This window comes from Pseudomonas sp. NyZ201, from assembly GCF_049860765.1.
Lineage (GTDB): Bacteria > Pseudomonadota > Gammaproteobacteria > Pseudomonadales > Pseudomonadaceae > Aquipseudomonas > Aquipseudomonas bharatica.
Window position 1 is genome coordinate 290,615 of sequence record NZ_CP187557.1, and the last position, 17,505, is coordinate 308,119.

Below are 17,505 nucleotides of genomic sequence, written 5' to 3' on the forward strand. Positions count from 1 at the left end.
AAACGCAAAACCCTGTAGGAGCGGCTGTTAGCCGCGATCGGCGGCGAAGCCGTCGTAAAACCTGAGTGCCAGGTCTGCCTGACACACCGAGGGCGCAGGTTTTATGGCCGCTTCGCGCCCAATCGCGGCTAACAGCCGCTCCCACAGAGGTTGCGGCGTGGCTTAATGGCCATGGCTCCTGCCGATATGCGAATGCTCCGCCTCCGGCACTGAAACCGCCCCGTTCACCTCCAGCCTCTCCAGGATCGCGCAGTGTTCGCCTTCGGCGTTGCAGCGCCTGCGCAGTTCCACCAGTTGCTCCTGCAGCGCGACCAGCCCGTCGATCCTGGCCTGCACGTGCTCGATGTGCTCGTCGATCAGCGCATTGACGCTGCCGCATTGGTCCTGCGGGCTGTCCTTGAGCTTCAGCAGGCTGCGGATTTCTTCCAGCGTCATGTCCAGCGTCCGGCAGTTGCGGATGAAGGTCAGGCGCTCGACATGCGCCTGGGTGTACACCCGATAGTTGCCCTCGCTGCGCGCCGGCTCCGCCAACAGGTTCTCCCGCTCGTAGTAGCGGATTGTCTCTACCGCGCAATCGGTGGCCTTGGCCAGTTCGCCGATCTTCATCTGCAAATACCTCGATAGGTGTGCTTGACCCTATAGTGGCTACAGGGTGTTCACTTGGCAACAGGACCTTTCCGGTGAACCCTTATGAACCAGCCTGTCACTCACGATCATTCCCACAAGCACCACGATCATGGCCATAAGCCCTCGGGTTGCTGCGCGCCGAAGCCGTCCGCGCATTCCTGCTGCTCCGGCAGCGAAGCGCCGGCCCTGGTGCAACTGCGCGAAAAGGCCAGCGCCGACGCCCGGCTCAGCCGCTTCCGCATCGAGGCCATGGACTGCCCGACGGAACAGACCTTGATCCAGGACAAGCTCGGCAAGCTGGACGGCGTCGAGCAACTGGAATTCAACCTGATCAACCGCATCCTCGGCGTTCGCCACACCCACGGCGACACCCGGGGCATCGAGCAGGCGATCGCCTCGCTGGGCATGCAGGCCGAGCCGCTGACCGATGAATCCGCCGAAGCCAGGCCGGCCCCGGTGAAGAAATCCTGGTGGCCGCTGGCGCTGTCCGGCGTCGCCGCGCTGGCTGCGGAAATCGTGCATTTCACCGCTGCTGCGCCGGAGTGGGTGGTGGCCGCCCTGGCCCTGGCGGCGATCCTTGGCTGCGGCCTGGGCACCTACAAGAAGGGCTGGATCGCCCTGAAGAACCGCAACCTCAATATCAACGCGCTGATGAGCATCGCCGTGACCGGCGCCGTGCTGATCGGGCAGTGGCCGGAAGCGGCCATGGTGATGGTGCTGTTCACCCTCGCCGAGGTGATCGAGGCGCGGTCGCTGGACCGCGCGCGCAACGCCATCGGCGGCCTGATGCAGTTGAGCCCGGACATGGCCACGGTGCAGCAAGCCGACGGCCAGTGGCTGGAGATGGAAGTCGCCAAGGTGCCGCTCGGCGCCCTGGTACGCCTGCGTCCAGGCGAGCGGGTCGGGCTGGATGGCGAGGTGCTCAGCGGCCAGTCGAGCATCGACCAGGCGCCGATTACCGGGGAAAGCCTGCCGGTGGAAAAAGGCCCGGGCGACAAGGTGTTCGCCGGTACCATCAACCAGTCCGGCGCCCTGGAGTTCCGGGTGACCGCCGCCGCCGGTGAATCGACCCTGGCGCGGATCATCCGTGCAGTCGAGGAAGCCCAGGGCGCACGAGCGCCGACCCAGCGCTTCGTCGATCGGTTTTCGCGGATCTACACCCCGGCGGTCTTCGCCTTCGCCCTGGCCGTGGCCGTGATCCCGCCGCTGTTCATGGCCGGCGCCTGGTTCGACTGGATCTACCGCGCCCTGGTCCTGCTGGTGGTCGCCTGCCCCTGCGCCCTGGTGATCTCGACCCCGGTGACCATCGTCAGCGGCCTCGCCGCTGCGGCACGCAAGGGCATCCTGATCAAGGGCGGCGTGTATCTGGAAGGCGGGCGCAAGCTGGACTTCATCGCCCTCGACAAGACCGGCACCCTGACCCACGGCAAGCCGGTGCAGACCGATGCCGAGGTGCTCGACCCGCTGTACGCCACGCGTGCCCAGCGCATCGCCGCCAGCCTCGCCGGCCGCTCCGACCACCCGGTGTCCATGGCCATTGCCCGCAAGGGCGAGGAAGACGGTCTGGCCCGTGACGAGGTAAGCGACTTCCAGGCCCTGACGGGGCGTGGTGTCAGCGGTCAGGTGGAGGGTGTGCTCTACCACCTCGGCAACCACCGTCTGGTGGAAGAGCTGGGCCTGTGCTCGCCAGAGCTGGAGGCCAGGCTGGATGTGCTCGAACGTCAGGGCAAGACCGTCGTCCTGCTGCTCGACGGTTCCGGCCCGCTGGCCCTGTTCGCCGTGGCCGACACGGTCAAGCAGACCAGCCGCGAAGCCATCGCCGAATTGCACGAGTTGGGCATTCGCACCGTCATGCTCACCGGCGACAACCCGCATACCGCCGACGCCATCGCCGCCCAGGTGGGCATCGATGAGGCCCGTGGCAACTTGCTGCCTGCGGACAAACTGGCGGCCATCGAGGACCTGTATGCCAAGGGCCACCGGGTCGGCATGGTCGGCGACGGCATCAACGACGCTCCGGCCCTGGCCCGCGCCGAGATCGGCTTCGCCATGGCGGCGGCGGGCACCGACACCGCCATCGAGACCGCGGATGTCGCCCTGATGGACGACGATTTGCGGAAAATCCCGGCTTTCGTGCGGCTCTCGCGGCAAAGCGCGGCGATCCTGGTGCAGAACATCGTCCTGGCACTGGGCATCAAGGCGATCTTCCTGGCCATCACCTTTGCCGGCATGGCCACGATGTGGATGGCGGTCTTCGCCGACATGGGCGTCAGTCTGCTGGTGGTCTTCAACGGGCTGCGCCTGCTGAGGAAGTAGGACGGGTACGACGATGAGGGGCGCCGGGTTATCTAGATTTCCAGTACCAGCCCCTCGATCTGCTCCAGCCTCTCCGCCTGGCTCAGCCTGGCTCCCGGATTCAATGAAGACCATTGCGGATGGGCCCGTGCCTTGGCCAATGCCGTCGGCAGCTTGCCCTCGCGCCACGTCTGGTCGGGCGGGGTTTCCAGATTGATCCGGTTCATCGCCGCATGCCCCCGGCTGTCCAGCGCCTGCAACAACTGGCGCTGGCGCAGTGCCAACAAGCGCAGCACCGCATCATCCACCGTCAATTCCTGCTGGCCCTTCAATTTGCCGAGCAGGCGCGCGCCGTAGCTGCGTGCCGTGCCCAGCGCGCCACCGGCAATCGCCCCGGCCAGTGCGGCGACGCCAAGGGTCAGGCCGCCCACCGCCAGATCGATCCCGGCGCCGGCTGCCGCCCCGGCCATGGCCCCGCCGCCCAGGCGTATACCCAGCAGCCTGAGGGTTTCCGGATTGAACAGGTCATCGCCCCAGCGTCCATCCAGCAGCGGCAGGTCGCCGGCATTGGCGTCATCGCGACGAAACCCGTAGAGCTTGAGCAGCGCCTCGACACAGCGCTGCTCGCGCTGGCGGATGGCGTTGCGCAGGGCCTCGATCGCGGCGGCCTCCGCTTCGGGTTTCGCTTCCACGCTACGCCGGGCAGCCGCGCAGTCCATCAACAGTTCGGCGATGAGGCGCTTGCCGCTGTGCAGGCGCACCTGTCGTTGCGCCTGCTGGTCGTCGATCAGCCGCTGCAAGGCCGGGCGGGCGTTCTCCAGCATCAGGGCAAGGCTTTCGTACAGCCGTCGTTCACCGTCTTCGGGCGGCGCCACGCTGTCGAAGCGCACCAGCGCATGCAGGCCGAGGCGGGCCAGGGCTTCGCGCCAGTCGGGCTCGCGGTGCTGGCTGCTGGCGACGAAATTGAGCACCGGCAGCAGCGGCTTGCCACAGCCGGCGAGGACTTCCAGCTCGTCGCGGTACTTGGCCAGCACCGGTTCGCGAGCGTCGATCACGTAGAGTCCGGCATCGCTGGCCATCAGTTGGCGCACCACCTTGGCTTCCTGCTCGAAGCGCTGGCGTGCCTCGCTGCTGTGCAGGAAGCGCTCCAGGCGTGCCGGACCATCCAGACGTTCGCCCGGGCGCTCCAGGCGTTCCAGGTAGTCGAGCAAGGCGATGGCATCTTCAAGACCGGGGGTGTCGTAGAGTTCCAGCAGCGGCTGGCCATCCACCGACAACCGCGCCCCTTCGACATGGCGGGTGGTGCTGGGACGATGGGACACCTCGCCGAAGCCGACGTCCCGGGTCAGGGTGCGCAGCAGCGACGTCTTGCCGACATTGGTATGGCCAACCACGGCGAGTTTCAGGGCCTCAGTCATGACCATGCTCCAGCCAGTGCAGCGGTGGGGTATCGGCGTAGGCCAGGCCCAGCCGGTCCAGCGCCTGGTGCCAGTCGTCCAGGCGTTCGGCATCCAGTTGCTGGCCCGGCGGGGGCAGCAGCAGCCAGATCCGCGTTGCCGCCGCGCTGCGCGCCAGCTCGGCGAGCAGCGCCAGGCTGCCGCGATCCGGCGAGCGTTGCGGGTCGCAGGCGACGGCCAGGCGGGCGGGCGGGAAATGGCTCATCTGTTCCAGCAGGCGGCGGCGGGACTCGCGGCTGTCGAGTACCCCGGCGTCGGTGACCGAGGCGGGCAGGGCGGGCGGCCAGGGGCGCTGGTCGTCCAGTTCGAGGCCGACGATCAGCGCGCCCTCATGGCGGACATCGTCCTGGTCAAGGCGGATCTGCGGCAACTGCTCGGGGGCGGCGTCATTGATGCCGAGGCGCTCGCTGCTCGGCATCAGCGCTTCGCGCAGGCTGCTGTAGCCGGGCAGCTTGAGGTCTGGCGCCAGCCGGGCGCGCCCCTGGCGCCAGCGCCACTGGCACAGCGCGGCGAGCACCAGCCGCGGCAGGATGCCGTAGACCACCAGCACCCCCAGCAACCAGCCGGCCCAGGCCTGGCGGCTGGGGTCGAGGGCGGGGAGGCTGTCGCCACTGGCGCGGATCATCGCCACGTCCGGCGTCGCGAAGCCGAGCAGCGAAGGCACGGCGCCCAGGGCCTGGGTCAGGCTGACGAAGGTATCGGGCTGGAGCAGGGTGGTTTCCCAGACGAAGCCGTAGCGGCGTGTCGACAGCAACATCAGCATCAACACCAGCGCGCTGCACAGCGCCAGCAGCCACAGGCCATGAACCAGCGCGCCGAGCAGCCAGCGGGTCAGGCGCTGGCGCTGCAGCAGCACCAGCAAGGCAGGGGCAAGATGGGCGGCCTTGGCGTCGCGGGCGAGTTTCTCGCTTAGCCACAGCCACAGGCGGCCGAGGCTCGCGCCCTGGTCGCCGGCCAGGAAAAAACCGCCAGCCCAGCCCAGCAGCAACAGCAGGTTCAGCCCGAGCAGGCTGCCCAGGGCCCAGAACACATTGACCGGGCGCTGCCCGTCGCCCAGCGCGGCGAAGGCCAGCCCGCTACCGCTGACCACCGCCAGCACCAGCAGCGCCAGCAAGGCCAGGCGCGCGCCGCGCCTGTAATGTTCCAGCGCCTGGCGCAGGCCATCGCGTTCGGCCAGCCACAGGGCGCGGGTCTCGATCCGCTGCGCCAGGTCGCCGCCTTGCTGGCGGGCGCGACGGTTGGCTTCCTGGTCGTCGAGGGGGCCGGTATGTTCTTCACGCAGGCGCACTGCTTCGGTCAGCCAGCGTTTGTCCAGATCGGTCAGTCCAGTCACGTACAGCTTCCTTGAACCATTCACCGGGGAAGCATAACCCAGGCATCCTTTGCTATCCTCGCCGCCATGAAAACACCACTCCCCCTCAGCCTGATCGTGGCGCTCGCCGAGAACCGCGTCATTGGCCTCGACAACCGCATGCCCTGGCACCTGCCGGGGGACTTCAAGTATTTCAAGGCCACCACCCTGGGCAAGCCGATCATCATGGGGCGCAAGACCTGGGACTCGCTGGGCCGGCCGCTGCCGGGCCGCCTGAACCTGGTGGTCAGCCGCCAGCCGGGGCTGCAACTGGAAGGCGCCGAAGTGTTCGCTTCGCTGGAAGATGCCATCGTTCGCGCCGATCAATGGGCGCGCGAGCAGGGCGTCGACGAACTGATGCTCATCGGCGGCGCGCAGTTGTATGCGCAGGGGCTGGAGAAGGGCCTGGTGGATCGCCTGTACCTGACCCGGGTGGAAATGCATCCTGAAGGGGATGCGTGGTTCCCCGAGGTGGACGAGCGCGTCTGGAAGAAGGTATCGAGCCAGCAAGGACCGGTTGAGGAAGGGAAGCCGGCCTATCACTTCGAGGTTTGGGAACAGGTCTGAGATCGCCGGGGCCGCGTTGCGGTCCTTTCGCCGGCAACGCCGGTTCTCATATCACAAAACATAACTCTCTGATTTGCAGGGAACTTGTGGGAGCGGGTTTACCCGCGATTGCGGTAGTGAATTCACCTCAGCAATCGCTGGCAAGCCAGCTCCCACAGGTATCGAGCACCCTGTGGGAGCTGCCAGCGATAGGGCCCAAAGGGCCTATGAATGACTCAGTTGCACCTGCTCATCCCCAGCCAAAACAGCCTTGTCGGTCTGCCCCAGGATCTGGCTGGTAATGGTCCCGGCGGTCATCGAGCCGCTGACATTCAGCGCCGTCCGCCCCATGTCGATCAGGGGTTCCACCGAAATCAGCAGGGCCACCAGTTCCACCGGCAAGCCCATCGCCGGCAGCACGATCAGCGCGGCGAAGGTCGCACCACCGCCGACCCCGGCCACGCCGGCCGAACTCAGGGTCACCACCGCCACCAACGTAGCGATCCATAGCGGATCCAGCGGATCGATCCCCACCGCTGGCGCGACCATTACCGCGAGCATCGCCGGATACAGGCCGGCACAGCCGTTCTGGCCAATGGTCGCGCCGAACGAGGCGGCAAAGCTGGCAATCGCCTGCGGCACACCGAGACGCCGGGTTTGCGCTTCGATGCTCAGCGGAATGCTGGCGGCACTGGAGCGGCTGGTGAAGGCGAAGGTCAGTACCGGCCAGACCTTGCGCAGGAAGCGCAGCGGATTGATCCCCGCCAGCCCCAGCAGCACGCCATGCACGCCGAACATCAGCGCCAGGCCGAGGTAGGACACCACCACGAAGCTGCCCAGCTTGATGATGTCGTCGAGGTTGGAACTGGCCACCACCTTGGCCATCAGCGCCAGCACTCCGTACGGCGTGAGCTTCATCACCAGGCGTACCAGGCGGGTGACCCAGGCTTGCAGGGTGTCGATGGCGGCCAGGGCACGGTTGCCCTTTTCTACGTCGTCCTTGAGCAGTTGCAGGGCGGCGATGCCGAGGAAGGCGGCGAAGATCACCACGCCAATGATCGAGGTCGGCCTGGCCCGGGCCAGGTCGCCCACGGGATTGCTCGGCAGGAACGAGAGCAGCAATTGCGGGATGTTCAGGTCGGCGACCTTGCCCGCGTAATCGCTCTGGATCGTCGCCAGGCGTGCGCTTTCCTGGGTACCGGCCACCAGGCCTTCGGCGCTGAGGCCGAACAGGTTGGTCAGGACGATGCCGATCAACGCGGCGATGGCCGTGGTGAACAGCAGGGTGCCGATGGTCAGCACGCTGATCCGGCCCAGGGTCGAGGCATTGTGCAGGCGGGCCACGGCGGACAGGATCGAGACGAAGATCAGCGGCATGACGATCATTTGCAGCAGTTGCACATAGCCGATGCCGACCAGGTCCAGCCAGCCGATGGTGGCCTTCAGGGCCGGGGTGCCGGCGCCGTAGAACGTGTGCAGGGCAAGACCGAAGAGTACGCCGAGCACCAGCCCGGCCAGCACCTTCTTCGCCAGGCTCCAGCCCGGGTTGAGTTTGGCCAGGCCCAGCAGCAGCGCCAGGAACACCAGCAGATTGAGAAACAGCGGCAGATTCATCGAAGCTCCAGACAAAAACGAAGCAACCGCCTGGAGGGGCGGTTGCTGAAACGAAAATGCTAACAGTATGAAAACAAACGAATTTATATCGATATGGAATGACTACCGTCGTTTCCGGAATAAACACGGGTCGTTTTCAAGCAAGTGGTTGCCGCTTGCAGGCGTTGTTGGCGTCGTTGCCAGAGCGGAGCGGCGAGCCGGGAGTGCTTAGGGTGAGGCGTTCATTCTTCAGGAGAACCGCCCATGACGTTCGCTCCGAAATTCCTCGCTGCCGGCCTGGCCGTGCTGCTCAGCTGGCAAGCCCAGGCCGTCGAACTGAAACACTGGCCTGCCGAGGCCGCGAAACAACTCGACGCGATGATCGCCGCCAATGCCCACAAGGGTAACTACGCGGTGTTCGACATGGACAACACCAGCTACCGCTTCGACCTCGAGGAATCGCTGCTGCCGTTCCTGGAGAACAAGGGCGTGCTGACCCGCGACAAGCTCGACCCTTCGCTCAAGCTGATGCCGTTCAAGGACACCGCCGAGCACAAGGAAAGCCTGTTCAGCTACTACTACCGCCTATGCGAAATCGACGACATGGTCTGCTACCCATGGGTGGCGCAGGTGTTCTCCGGTTTCACCCTCAAGGAACTCAAGGGTTACGTCGATGAGCTGATGGCCTCGGGCAAGCCGGTGCCGAGTACCTACTTCGACGGCGACCAGGTCAAGACCATCGAGGTCAACCCGCCCAAGGTCTTCACCGGGCAGACCGAGCTGTACAACAAGCTGATGGAGAACGGCATCGAGGTCTACGTGATGACCGCAGCGTCCGAGGAACTGGTGCGCATGGTCGCTTCGGATCCGAAGTACGGCTACAACGTCAAGCCGCAGAACGTCATCGGCGTCAGCCTGCTGCTCAAGGACCGCACCAGCGGCGCCCTGACCACCGCGCGCAAGCAGATCAGCGCCGGCCACTACGACGCGGCGGCCAACATGGGCCTGGAACTCACCCCGTACCTGTGGACCCCGGCGACCTGGATGGCCGGCAAGCAGGCGGCCATCCTCACCTATATCGATGAATGGAAAAAGCCGGTGCTGGTAGGCGGTGACACGCCGAACAGCGACGGCTACATGCTGTTCCATGGTGTCGATGTGGCCAAGGGCGGGATTCACCTGTGGATCAACCGCAAGGCCAAGTACATGGACCAGATCAACGGGATGATGGCCAAAAACGCCGCAGCCCAGGCCAAGGAAGGCTTGCCGGTAACGGCGGACAAGAACTGGGTGGTGGTGACTCCAGAGGAAATTCAATAATTCAAGTTGTAAGCACCCATTTCTGCATCTTGCTTGGTTTTGGATCCAATGCCATAAGTGGCCATCATTTTGATGGCCATTTATGAGGTGTCAGTGGTGAGCATTCGCGATAAACGCTTTATTTACCACCTGAGCAGCTTTGAAAATGCTTTTTCAATTCTTCAGAGGGGATTGCAGCCTAGGGCAAATTTACAAGGTCATGAGTTCACGGATGTGGCAGATGCCGAGATCATCGAAGGGAGGACGCACAACGCTTTGGAAACTTTTGTTCCTTTTCATTGGTTCTCCAGAAACCCGTTCGATGGAAGGGTTCAAGCTGACCACCCCGGCAGGGATTTCGTGTTGATTGCGGTATACCGTGATCATGCACAAAGGCAGGACTGGCGCATCATCCCCCGCCACCCGCTCGCGGGTGGCCGTCCGGACATAATGGGATACGAAGACGGCATCAAAGCCATTGATTGGGCGCTCATGGACCAAAGAGACTATTCGGACCCTGCCTGTCGCCATGTCTGCATGGCAGAATGTCTTTCCCCAGGCCCCGTACCGGTAGCCGACTTCGCCAAGATATACACGCCCTCTGACGCGCTAAGGCGGAGGCTTGCAGCCTTGGCGGCCGAACTGGGTCACCCAAGGCTTTGGATCGAAGCGAACCCCAATATGTTTCTAATCAGATGATTTTCAAGAACCTCAACCCTCAGAAAGCTCTCATTTGGAGAATCATCCATAGGGACAATCTGCCATGGGTCCTGTCCAATGGGCTGGATGCCGTTGGGTCCGGTCGGCTCACTGAACATTATGTAAGCATTGGTAACCCTGATCTGATCAGCAAGCGTTCACAGCGCAAAGTACAGATCGCCCCTGGGGGAACGTTGGCGGACTACGTTCCGTTCTATTTCACGCCGTTTTCGGTGATGATGAAAAATATTCACTCTGGATGGGGGGTTCAGCAGCGGCGCAACGAAGAGATCGTGATTCTGGTCTCGAGCCTGTATCATCTCCAATCCATGGACTTGCAGTTCCTCTTTACTGACGCTCACGCCTACCCCAACTGGAGTGGGTACTATAGTGATCTGCAGCATCTGGACAAAGTCGACTGGGCCCTTCTGCAGCATAGGGACTTCAAGCGCGATCCGGATGACCCGCGTAAAATGGAGCGCTATCAAGCTGAGGCGTTGATCCATGAGCATGTCCCCGTTGCTGGCCTTCTGGGGATAGTCTGCTACAACGAAAATGTAAAACGACGCGTCGACAAGGAGGTTCAGCAATGTCAGCTGGACCTTCCCGTTCATGCTCGACCGGGGTGGTATTTCCAATGATTCGCTTTGCACAAGGTAACCTGCTGGAGGCGAAGGCCGAAGCACTGGTTAATACAGTCAATACCGTAGGGGTGATGGGTAAGGGGATAGCGCTGATGTTCAAGGAGCGCTTCACCGAGAACTATCGTCTCTATGGGGCTGCCTGCAAAGCGAACGAAGTGGTCATCGGGAAAATGTTTGTCACAGAGGTCAGCGAGCTGGATGGACCACGCTGGATCGTGAACTTTCCCACCAAGCAGCACTGGCGGTCGCCCTCGCAGCTCGCCTGGATCGTAGATGGTTTGCATGATCTACGCAGGTTTATAGTTGCCAATCATGTTTCTTCGATCGCGATTCCCCCTTTAGGAGCGGGTAACGGTGGGTTGCCTTGGTCGTCTGTGCGAGAGCAGATCGAGGCGGTTCTCAGTGATCTCGATGCAGATGTTCTGGTTTTTGAACCTACCGACAAATACCAGAACGTGTCCAAGCGTAGCGGGGTCGAACAACTGACTCCTGCCCGTGCCTTGATTGCCGAGCTTGTAAGGCGCTACTGGGTGCTGGGGATGGAGTGCAGTCTTCTGGAAATACAGAAGCTGGCATGGTTTCTGGAACGCTCGATTGAGCGTTTTACTCCAGACAATAATCCTCTGGCGCTCAAGTTCGTAGCACATAAATACGGACCCTACGCCAACCGCTTGGAGCATTTGCTCGACAACCTTGATGGAAGCTATCTGCATTGTGGAAAGCGCATAGGCGATGCAGGCCCTGCGGATGTGATTTGGTTCGATGATGGGCGCAAGTCCTTCGTGCATGCGTATCTGAATAGTGAGGCTAAGGAACATCTGCCTGCTTTGGAATTCACTGCTGACTTGATTGATGGATTCGAGTCGCCTTTCGGAATGGAGCTCTTGGCGACGGTGGACTGGTTGTTGAGTCGAGAAGGCGTTGCGCCCGATGTTGCGGCTATTCGAGAGGCTTTGAAAAACTGGTCCGGTGGGGCTGATGCTGGAAAAAGAAAGAGCAAGATCTTTGATGATGAGTCACTGACTATTGCCTTGAACCGACTATCGACTGTAGACCCGGGTAGGGTGCGTTCAACAGTAAAATGACCATAAAAAAACCGGCGCCCAGGGCGCCGGTTTTTTATACCGCCTGGCTAGCACTCACAGCCCGTCGAGCAGGGCCTTGTTGCGTACGGCACCCTTGTCGGCACTGGTCGCCAGCAGGGCGTAGGCCTTCAGCGCGGTGGTCACCTTGCGCGGACGCTGTTCCACCGGTTTCCAGCCCTTCTGGTCCTGCACGATGCGCCGTGCCGCCAGCTCTTCATCGCTGACCAGCAGGTTGATCGAGCGGTTCGGGATGTCGATCAGCACCTTGTCGCCGTCCTGCACTAGGCCGATGGCGCCGCCCGCTGCCGCTTCCGGCGAGGCGTGGCCGATGGACAGGCCCGAGGTACCGCCGGAGAAGCGGCCATCGGTCAGCAGGGCGCAGGCCTTGCCCAGGCCCTTGGACTTCAGGTAGGAGGTCGGGTACAGCATTTCCTGCATGCCCGGGCCGCCCTTCGGACCTTCGTAGCGAATGATGACGATATCGCCTTCCTTCACTTCGTCGGCGAGGATGCCGCGCACGGCGCTGTCCTGCGACTCGAAGATCTTCGCGTTGCCTTCGAAGACATGGATCGACTCGTCCACGCCGGCGGTCTTCACCACGCAGCCGTCGAGGGCGATGTTGCCGTACAGCACGGCCAGGCCGCCCTCTTGCGAGTAGGCGTGCTCGACGCTGCGGATGCAGCCGTTTTCACGGTCGGCGTCCAGGGTGTCCCAGCGGGTCGACTGGCTGAAGGCGGTCTGGGTCGGGATGCCGGCCGGGCCTGCCTTGAAGAAGTGGTGCACCGCTTCGTCGCTGGTCTGGGTGATATCCCATTTGGCGATGGCTTCTTCCATGCTCGCCGAGTGCACGGTCGGCACGTCGGTGTGCAGCAGGCCGCCACGGGCCAGCTCGCCGAGGATGCTGAAGATGCCACCGGCGCGGTGGACGTCCTCCATGTGGTACTTCTGGATGTTCGGCGCCACCTTGCACAGCTGCGGCACCTTGCGCGACAGGCGATCGATGTCGCGCAGGTCGAAGGCCACCTCGGCCTCCTGGGCGGCGGCCAGCAGGTGCAGGATGGTATTGGTCGAACCGCCCATGGCGATGTCCAGGGTCATGGCGTTCTCGAACGCCTTGAAGCTGGCGATGTTGCGCGGCAGCACGCTGGCGTCGTTGTCGCCGTAGTAGCGCTTGCACAGCTCGACGATGGTGCGGCCGGCGGTGAGGAACAGCTGCTCGCGGTCGGAGTGGGTCGCCAGGGTCGAACCGTTGCCCGGCAGGGACAGGCCCAGGGCTTCGGTCAGGCAGTTCATCGAGTTGGCGGTGAACATGCCGGAGCAGGAACCGCAGGTCGGGCAGGCGCTGCGCTCGTACTCGGCGACTTTTTCGTCGCTGGCGCTGGAGTCGGCGGCGATGACCATGGCATCGACCAGGTCCAGGCCGTGGCTGGCGAGCTTGGTCTTGCCGGCTTCCATCGGGCCGCCGGAAACGAAGATCACCGGGATGTTCAGGCGCAGGGCGGCCATCAGCATGCCGGGGGTGATCTTGTCGCAGTTGGAGATGCAGACGATGGCGTCGGCGCAGTGGGCGTTGACCATGTACTCGACGGAGTCGGCGATGATCTCGCGGCTCGGCAGGGAATACAGCATGCCGTCGTGGCCCATGGCGATGCCGTCATCCACCGCGATGGTGTTGAATTCCTTGGCCACGCCGCCGGCGCGTTCGACTTCGCGGGCCACCAGCTGGCCCAGGTCCTTCAGGTGCACGTGGCCCGGGACGAACTGGGTGAAGGAGTTGGCGATGGCGATGATCGGCTTCTTGAAATCCTCGTCCTTCATGCCGGTGGCACGCCACAGCGCGCGGGCACCGGCCATGTTGCGGCCGTGGGTGGACGTTTTGGAACGGTAATCAGGCATGAAGCACTCCTGGCGGCTAATCAGGTAACAAAAAGGGGAGTGAGCTTCTCTTGTCCTTGGTACCGGAAGGCAGGTGGCCGCTGGTACGGATGAGGCAAAGACGTCGCGGGATCGCCGCACGCTTGGCCAGAGCTCATAAACCCGCCGGGGGATGACTGGCGATGAATAGGCCCGATTCTACACCGCTGGCGGGCGGAAGGAATGGCGCAATGGACAGTTGGTTCGCAGGCTCACGATTTTGCCGGCGCGCTCGCTTTCCGCCGGCCATGGCGCTACCGTGATCGCCTTCGTCTTCCTGACCGCATTTTTCACGGAGGAAATATGGTCCACCCAGCCGATGTTCCCGCCAGCAGCGTGCTGCGCATGCTCTCTACCACGGCCTGGTTCTTCGACTGCTTCGCCCGGCGCATCACCCCGGAACAAAGCCTCACGGCGCTGGATGCCTACCAGCGCATGAGCCGCGCCGTGCCAGGCTGGATAAACCATGCGCTGCGCCTGCGTGACCTGCTGGTGCGGCCGTTCGGGCTCAAGCCGGTGGCCGGCTTCAACCTCCGCGAGCAGAAGACCCCTAAGGTCGGCGAACAGCTGGATTTCTTCCAGATCGCCGCGGTGACCGACCGGGAACTGGTGCTGTCGCTCAAGGACAGTCACCTGGATGTGCTGATCTCGGTGCACCTCGACCCCAACAACCAGCTCAGCCTGACCTCCATCGTCGAACCACATAACCTGCTGGGGCGGATGTATATGCGCCTGATCCTGCCGATGCATCGGCGGGTGGTGAAGACGATGCTGGGTGGGCTCTAAAAGCTGATACCGCTCTACCTGTAGGAGCAGGCAAGCCAGCTCCTACAGGGACCGCGTCGGCTTCAGATTGATGCAGATGCGCCCATAAAAAATCCCGGCACCAGGCCGGGATTTTTTCATTCGATTGCTTATCAGCTGTTAGGCAACAACCGGCAAGTAATGCTCTTGATATAGCGAGTCTCAGGAATCGCCGGGTGCACCGGGTGGTCCGGCCCCTGGCCGCCGCGCTCGAGGAACTGGATATTGCGGTCCAGGTGGCGGGCGCTGGTCAGCAGGATGTTCTGCAGGTCGTCTTCCGGCAGGTGCATCGAGCACGAGGCGCTGACCAGGATGCCGTCCTTGCTGAGCATGCGCATGGCCTGCTCGTTCAGGCGGCGATAGGCGGCCTCGCCGTTCTTCAGGTCCTTCTTGCGTTTGATGAAGGCGGGCGGGTCGGCGACGATGACGTCGAAGCGCTCTTCGGCGGCCTTCAGCTCGCGCAGGGCGGCGAAGACGTCACCTTCGATGCAGGTGACCTTCTCGGCGAAGCCGTTGAGCGCGGCGTTGCGCTCCACGCCATCCAGGGCAAAGCCCGAGGCATCGACACAGAACACTTCGCTGGCACCGAAGGCACCGGCCTGCACACCCCAGCCACCGATGTAGCTGAACAGGTCGAGCACGCGCTTGCCCTTGACGTACGGCGCCAGGCGCGCGCGGTTCATGCGGTGGTCGTAGAACCAGCCGGTCTTCTGGCCTTCCATCACTGGGGCTTCGAACTTGACGCCGTTCTCTTCCAGCGCGACCCACTCCGGCACTTCGCCGTAGACGGTCTCGACATACCGTTCCAGGCCTTCGGCGTCACGCGCCGAGGAGTCGTTCTTGAACAGCACGCCGCTCGGCTTGAGCACCTGGATCAGCGCGGCGAGAACGTCGTCGCGGTGGCGTTCCATGGTCGGCGAGGCCAGCTGGACCACGAGGATGTCGCCGAAACGGTCGACCACCAGCCCCGGCAGCAGGTCGGAGTCGCCATAGACCAGGCGATAGAACGGCTTGTCGAACAGGCGCTCGCGCAGCGACAGGGCGACGTTGAGGCGGTGCACCAGCAGCGACTTGTCCAGCGCCAGCTTGGTGTCGCGCGACAGCAAACGGGCGCAGATCAGGTTGTTCGGGCTCAGGGCGACGATGCCCAGGGCCTTGCCGCCCGCTGCTTCCAGCACCGCCTGGTCACCAGCCTTGAAACCGTGCAGCGGGGTGGCGACGACGTCGATTTCGTTGCTGTACACCCACAGGTGGCCGGCGCGCAGACGGCGGTCGGCATTGGCTTTGAGACGAAGGCTGGGCAGGGACATGACGTCGCTCCGGAAAAAAGAGCGGGAGTATAGCGTGCCGACCCTTGCCGCGCCCGCCGCTGCGACAAATTGCATGGCGACTGGCCGTCACTCGGCCGGGCGATCGGGTTAGAATCGCCCGTCAGCCCCGAGTATGAAGCCATGACCCAGGAACTTTCAGCCGAACAGATCCAGCAAGCCCTGCAAGGCATCAGCGTGCCGCCCCAACCGCAGATCATGGTCGACCTGCAGATGGAGCAGTACATGCCTGACCCCGACCTGGAGGTGATCGCCAGGCTGATCTCCCAGGATCCCGGGCTTTCCGGCGCGTTGCTGAAGATCGTCAATTCGGCGCACTACGGGCTGACCAACAAGATCGCCTCGATCCAGCGCGCGGTGAACCTGCTGGGCAGCCGCTCGATCATCAACCTGATCAACGCCCAGTCGATCAAGGGCGAGATGAGCGATGAAACCATCGTCACCCTCAACCGTTTCTGGGACACCGCCCAGGACGTGGCCATGACCTGCCTGACCCTGGCCAAGCGCTTCGGCTCCCAGGCGGTGGACGAGGCCTATGCGCTGGGGCTGTTCCACGACTGCGGCGTACCGCTGATGCACAAGCGCTTCCCCGATTACATGAGCGTGCTGGAAGACGCCTACGCCAGCGCCGGCGAGCGCCAGCGGGTGGTGGATACGGAAAACCAGGTGTTCAACACCAACCATGCGGTGGTCGGCTACTACACCGCCAAGTCATGGCGCCTGCCGGAGCATGTCAGCAGCGCCATCGCCAACCACCACAACGCCCTGGCGGTGTTCAGCGACGAGTCACCGCGCACCGCGCCGCTGAAGAATCTGCTGGCGATCCTGAAGATGGCCGAGCATATCTGTGCCTCGTACCGGGTGCTGGGCAACCAGAACGTCGATCACGAATGGAACACGGTCGGGCACCTGGTGCTCGACTATATCGGCCTGTCGGAATACGACTTCGACAACCTCAAGCAAACCATCCAGGAACTGGGTAGCCACTGATCCATGCCTGAATTACCTGAAGTCGAGACCACTCGCCGCGGCATTGCCCCTTATCTCGAAGGCCAGCGCGTCAGCCGCGTGGTCGTCCGTGACCGGCGCTTGCGCTGGCCGATCCCGGAGGACCTCGACGTGCGCCTGTCCGGGCAGCGCTTCGTCTCGGTCGAGCGACGGGCCAAGTACCTGCTGCTCAATGCCGAGGTGGGGACCTTGATCAGTCACCTGGGCATGTCCGGCAACCTGCGCCTGGTGGAAATCGGCCTGCCGGCGGCAAAGCACGAGCATGTGGATATCGAGCTGGAGTCCGGGCTGGCGCTGCGCTACACCGATCCGCGGCGTTTCGGCGCGATGCTGTGGAGCCAGTCGCCGCTGGAGCATGAACTGCTGGCCAGGCTCGGGCCGGAGCCGCTGACCGACCTGTTCGAAGGGGAGCGCCTGTTCCAGATGTCGCGTGGGCGGTCGATGGCGGTCAAGCCGTTCATCATGGACAACGCGGTGGTGGTGGGCGTGGGCAATATCTATGCGACCGAAGCCTTGTTCGCGGCCGGTATCGATCCGCGGCGCGAGGCGGGGAGCATTTCCCGGGCGCGCTATCTGCGCCTGACCGTGGAAATCAAGCGCGTCCTGGCGGCGGCGATCGAGCGTGGCGGCACCACCTTGCGCGACTTTATCGGCGGCGACGGGCAGCCGGGGTATTTCCAGCAGGAGCTGTTCGTCTATGGGCGGGGCGGGGAGCCGTGCAAGGTGTGTGCTTCGACCTTGCGTGAAGTGAAGCTGGGGCAGCGGGCTAGTGTGTTTTGTCCGCGGTGCCAGAAGTAGAAATCTTCGTCGGATTCACTGGCCTCATCGCGGGTGAACCCGCTCCCACAAGGTCTT

15 protein-coding genes are annotated in these 17,505 nt (G+C 63.5%); 9 read left to right on the forward strand and 6 right to left on the reverse strand.

The window, feature by feature from the left end; all coding sequences use genetic code 11:
• Positions 1-162 precede the first annotated feature (162 nt).
• On the reverse strand, positions 163-606 hold the full coding sequence (gene cadR / locus ACPFMA_RS01280) for a Cd(II)/Pb(II)-responsive transcriptional regulator (protein ID WP_420057802.1): 444 nt from the start codon (positions 604-606) through the stop codon (positions 163-165).
• Positions 607-690: 84 nt separating this feature from the next.
• Between cadR and ACPFMA_RS01285 the strand changes: the two genes are divergently transcribed.
• The gene (locus ACPFMA_RS01285) at positions 691-2,943 is read left to right on the forward strand and encodes a heavy metal translocating P-type ATPase (RefSeq protein ID WP_425929542.1); all 2,253 of its coding nucleotides are present in this window, start codon (positions 691-693) and stop codon (positions 2,941-2,943) included.
• A gap of 32 nt (positions 2,944-2,975) precedes the next feature.
• Here the strand turns inward: ACPFMA_RS01285 and ACPFMA_RS01290 are convergent, their stop codons facing one another.
• Positions 2,976-4,340 (reverse strand): GTPase/DUF3482 domain-containing protein, encoded by a 1,365-nt coding sequence (locus tag ACPFMA_RS01290; protein ID WP_425929543.1) that lies wholly within the window; start codon positions 4,338-4,340, stop codon positions 2,976-2,978.
• Positions 4,333-5,712: a DUF2868 domain-containing protein gene (locus tag ACPFMA_RS01295; protein ID WP_009396735.1), complete on the reverse strand. Its 1,380-nt coding sequence runs from the start codon at positions 5,710-5,712 to the stop codon at positions 4,333-4,335. The genes ACPFMA_RS01290 and ACPFMA_RS01295 overlap by 8 nt, the downstream gene beginning before the upstream one ends.
• A gap of 66 nt (positions 5,713-5,778) precedes the next feature.
• Here ACPFMA_RS01295 and ACPFMA_RS01300 point away from each other — a divergent pair, with 66 nt between their 5' ends.
• Positions 5,779-6,297: a dihydrofolate reductase gene (locus ACPFMA_RS01300; RefSeq protein WP_420057806.1), complete on the forward strand. Its 519-nt coding sequence runs from the start codon at positions 5,779-5,781 to the stop codon at positions 6,295-6,297.
• Positions 6,298-6,501: 204 nt separating this feature from the next.
• Here ACPFMA_RS01300 and ACPFMA_RS01305 read toward each other — a convergent pair whose 3' ends face one another.
• On the reverse strand, positions 6,502-7,890 hold the full coding sequence (locus ACPFMA_RS01305) for an L-cystine transporter (protein WP_420057807.1): 1,389 nt from the start codon (positions 7,888-7,890) through the stop codon (positions 6,502-6,504).
• A gap of 243 nt (positions 7,891-8,133) precedes the next feature.
• On the opposite strand from ACPFMA_RS01305, the gene ACPFMA_RS01310 reads away from it, so the two are divergent.
• Genes ACPFMA_RS01310 through darG form a run of 4 tightly spaced genes read left to right on the forward strand, consistent with a single transcriptional unit; the run spans position 8,134 to position 11,596 of the window.
• Positions 8,134-9,189: a haloacid dehalogenase-like hydrolase gene (locus tag ACPFMA_RS01310; RefSeq protein WP_425929544.1), complete on the forward strand. Its 1,056-nt coding sequence runs from the start codon at positions 8,134-8,136 to the stop codon at positions 9,187-9,189.
• 57 nt (positions 9,190-9,246) lie between these two features.
• Entirely contained in the window at positions 9,247-9,867 is a 621-nt protein-coding gene (locus ACPFMA_RS01315; protein WP_425929545.1) for a DarT ssDNA thymidine ADP-ribosyltransferase family protein, read from the forward strand.
• The gene (gene darT / locus ACPFMA_RS01320) at positions 9,864-10,508 is read left to right on the forward strand and encodes a type II toxin-antitoxin system toxin DNA ADP-ribosyl transferase DarT (RefSeq protein WP_425929546.1); all 645 of its coding nucleotides are present in this window, start codon (positions 9,864-9,866) and stop codon (positions 10,506-10,508) included. Before ACPFMA_RS01315 ends, darT begins: the two co-directional genes overlap by 4 nt.
• Positions 10,505-11,596, forward strand: a complete 1,092-nt coding sequence (gene darG / locus ACPFMA_RS01325; RefSeq protein WP_009396742.1) for a type II toxin-antitoxin system antitoxin DNA ADP-ribosyl glycohydrolase DarG — start codon at positions 10,505-10,507, stop codon at positions 11,594-11,596. The genes darT and darG overlap by 4 nt, the downstream gene beginning before the upstream one ends.
• Positions 11,597-11,650: 54 nt before the next feature.
• On the opposite strand, the gene ilvD is transcribed toward darG, so the two are convergent.
• The gene (ilvD, locus tag ACPFMA_RS01330; RefSeq protein ID WP_009396744.1) at positions 11,651-13,492 is read right to left on the reverse strand and encodes a dihydroxy-acid dehydratase; all 1,842 of its coding nucleotides are present in this window, start codon (positions 13,490-13,492) and stop codon (positions 11,651-11,653) included.
• A 321-nt stretch (positions 13,493-13,813) separates the two neighbouring features.
• Here ilvD and ACPFMA_RS01335 point away from each other — a divergent pair, with 321 nt between their 5' ends.
• Positions 13,814-14,296: a DUF2867 domain-containing protein gene (locus ACPFMA_RS01335; protein WP_064301155.1), complete on the forward strand. Its 483-nt coding sequence runs from the start codon at positions 13,814-13,816 to the stop codon at positions 14,294-14,296.
• Between the two features lie 131 nt (positions 14,297-14,427).
• Here the strand turns inward: ACPFMA_RS01335 and ACPFMA_RS01340 are convergent, their stop codons facing one another.
• Positions 14,428-15,624 carry a class I SAM-dependent rRNA methyltransferase gene (locus tag ACPFMA_RS01340; protein WP_425929547.1) on the reverse strand — a complete coding sequence of 399 codons (1,197 nt, stop codon included), beginning with the start codon at positions 15,622-15,624 and terminating at the stop codon, positions 14,428-14,430.
• Between the two features lie 195 nt (positions 15,625-15,819).
• Here ACPFMA_RS01340 and ACPFMA_RS01345 point away from each other — a divergent pair, with 195 nt between their 5' ends.
• Positions 15,820-16,632 carry an HDOD domain-containing protein gene (locus ACPFMA_RS01345; protein ID WP_170395222.1) on the forward strand — a complete coding sequence of 271 codons (813 nt, stop codon included), beginning with the start codon at positions 15,820-15,822 and terminating at the stop codon, positions 16,630-16,632.
• Positions 16,633-16,635: 3 nt separating this feature from the next.
• Positions 16,636-17,448, forward strand: a complete 813-nt coding sequence (gene mutM, locus ACPFMA_RS01350) for a bifunctional DNA-formamidopyrimidine glycosylase/DNA-(apurinic or apyrimidinic site) lyase (RefSeq protein WP_064301157.1) — start codon at positions 16,636-16,638, stop codon at positions 17,446-17,448.
• Positions 17,449-17,505: the final 57 nt, after the last annotated feature.

Excerpts from the sequence above, each read along its gene's own strand:
- ACPFMA_RS01305 (WP_420057807.1), bottom strand. The coding sequence starts at position 7,890 with ATGAATCTGCCGCTGTTTCTCAATCTGCTGGTGTTCCTGGCGCTGCTG.
- cadR (WP_420057802.1), bottom strand. The coding sequence starts at position 606 with ATGAAGATCGGCGAACTGGCCAAGGCCACCGATTGCGCGGTAGAGACA.
- ACPFMA_RS01285 (WP_425929542.1), top strand. The coding sequence starts at position 691 with ATGAACCAGCCTGTCACTCACGATCATTCCCACAAGCACCACGATCAT.
- darT (WP_425929546.1), top strand. The coding sequence starts at position 9,864 with ATGATTTTCAAGAACCTCAACCCTCAGAAAGCTCTCATTTGGAGAATC.
- ilvD (WP_009396744.1), bottom strand. The coding sequence starts at position 13,492 with ATGCCTGATTACCGTTCCAAAACGTCCACCCACGGCCGCAACATGGCC.
- ACPFMA_RS01290 (WP_425929543.1), bottom strand. The coding sequence starts at position 4,340 with ATGACTGAGGCCCTGAAACTCGCCGTGGTTGGCCATACCAATGTCGGC.
- ACPFMA_RS01300 (WP_420057806.1), top strand. The coding sequence starts at position 5,779 with ATGAAAACACCACTCCCCCTCAGCCTGATCGTGGCGCTCGCCGAGAAC.
- ACPFMA_RS01335 (WP_064301155.1), top strand. The coding sequence starts at position 13,814 with ATGGTCCACCCAGCCGATGTTCCCGCCAGCAGCGTGCTGCGCATGCTC.
- mutM (WP_064301157.1), top strand. The coding sequence starts at position 16,636 with ATGCCTGAATTACCTGAAGTCGAGACCACTCGCCGCGGCATTGCCCCT.
- ACPFMA_RS01340 (WP_425929547.1), bottom strand. The coding sequence starts at position 15,624 with ATGTCCCTGCCCAGCCTTCGTCTCAAAGCCAATGCCGACCGCCGTCTG.
- darG (WP_009396742.1), top strand. The coding sequence starts at position 10,505 with ATGATTCGCTTTGCACAAGGTAACCTGCTGGAGGCGAAGGCCGAAGCA.
- ACPFMA_RS01310 (WP_425929544.1), top strand. The coding sequence starts at position 8,134 with ATGACGTTCGCTCCGAAATTCCTCGCTGCCGGCCTGGCCGTGCTGCTC.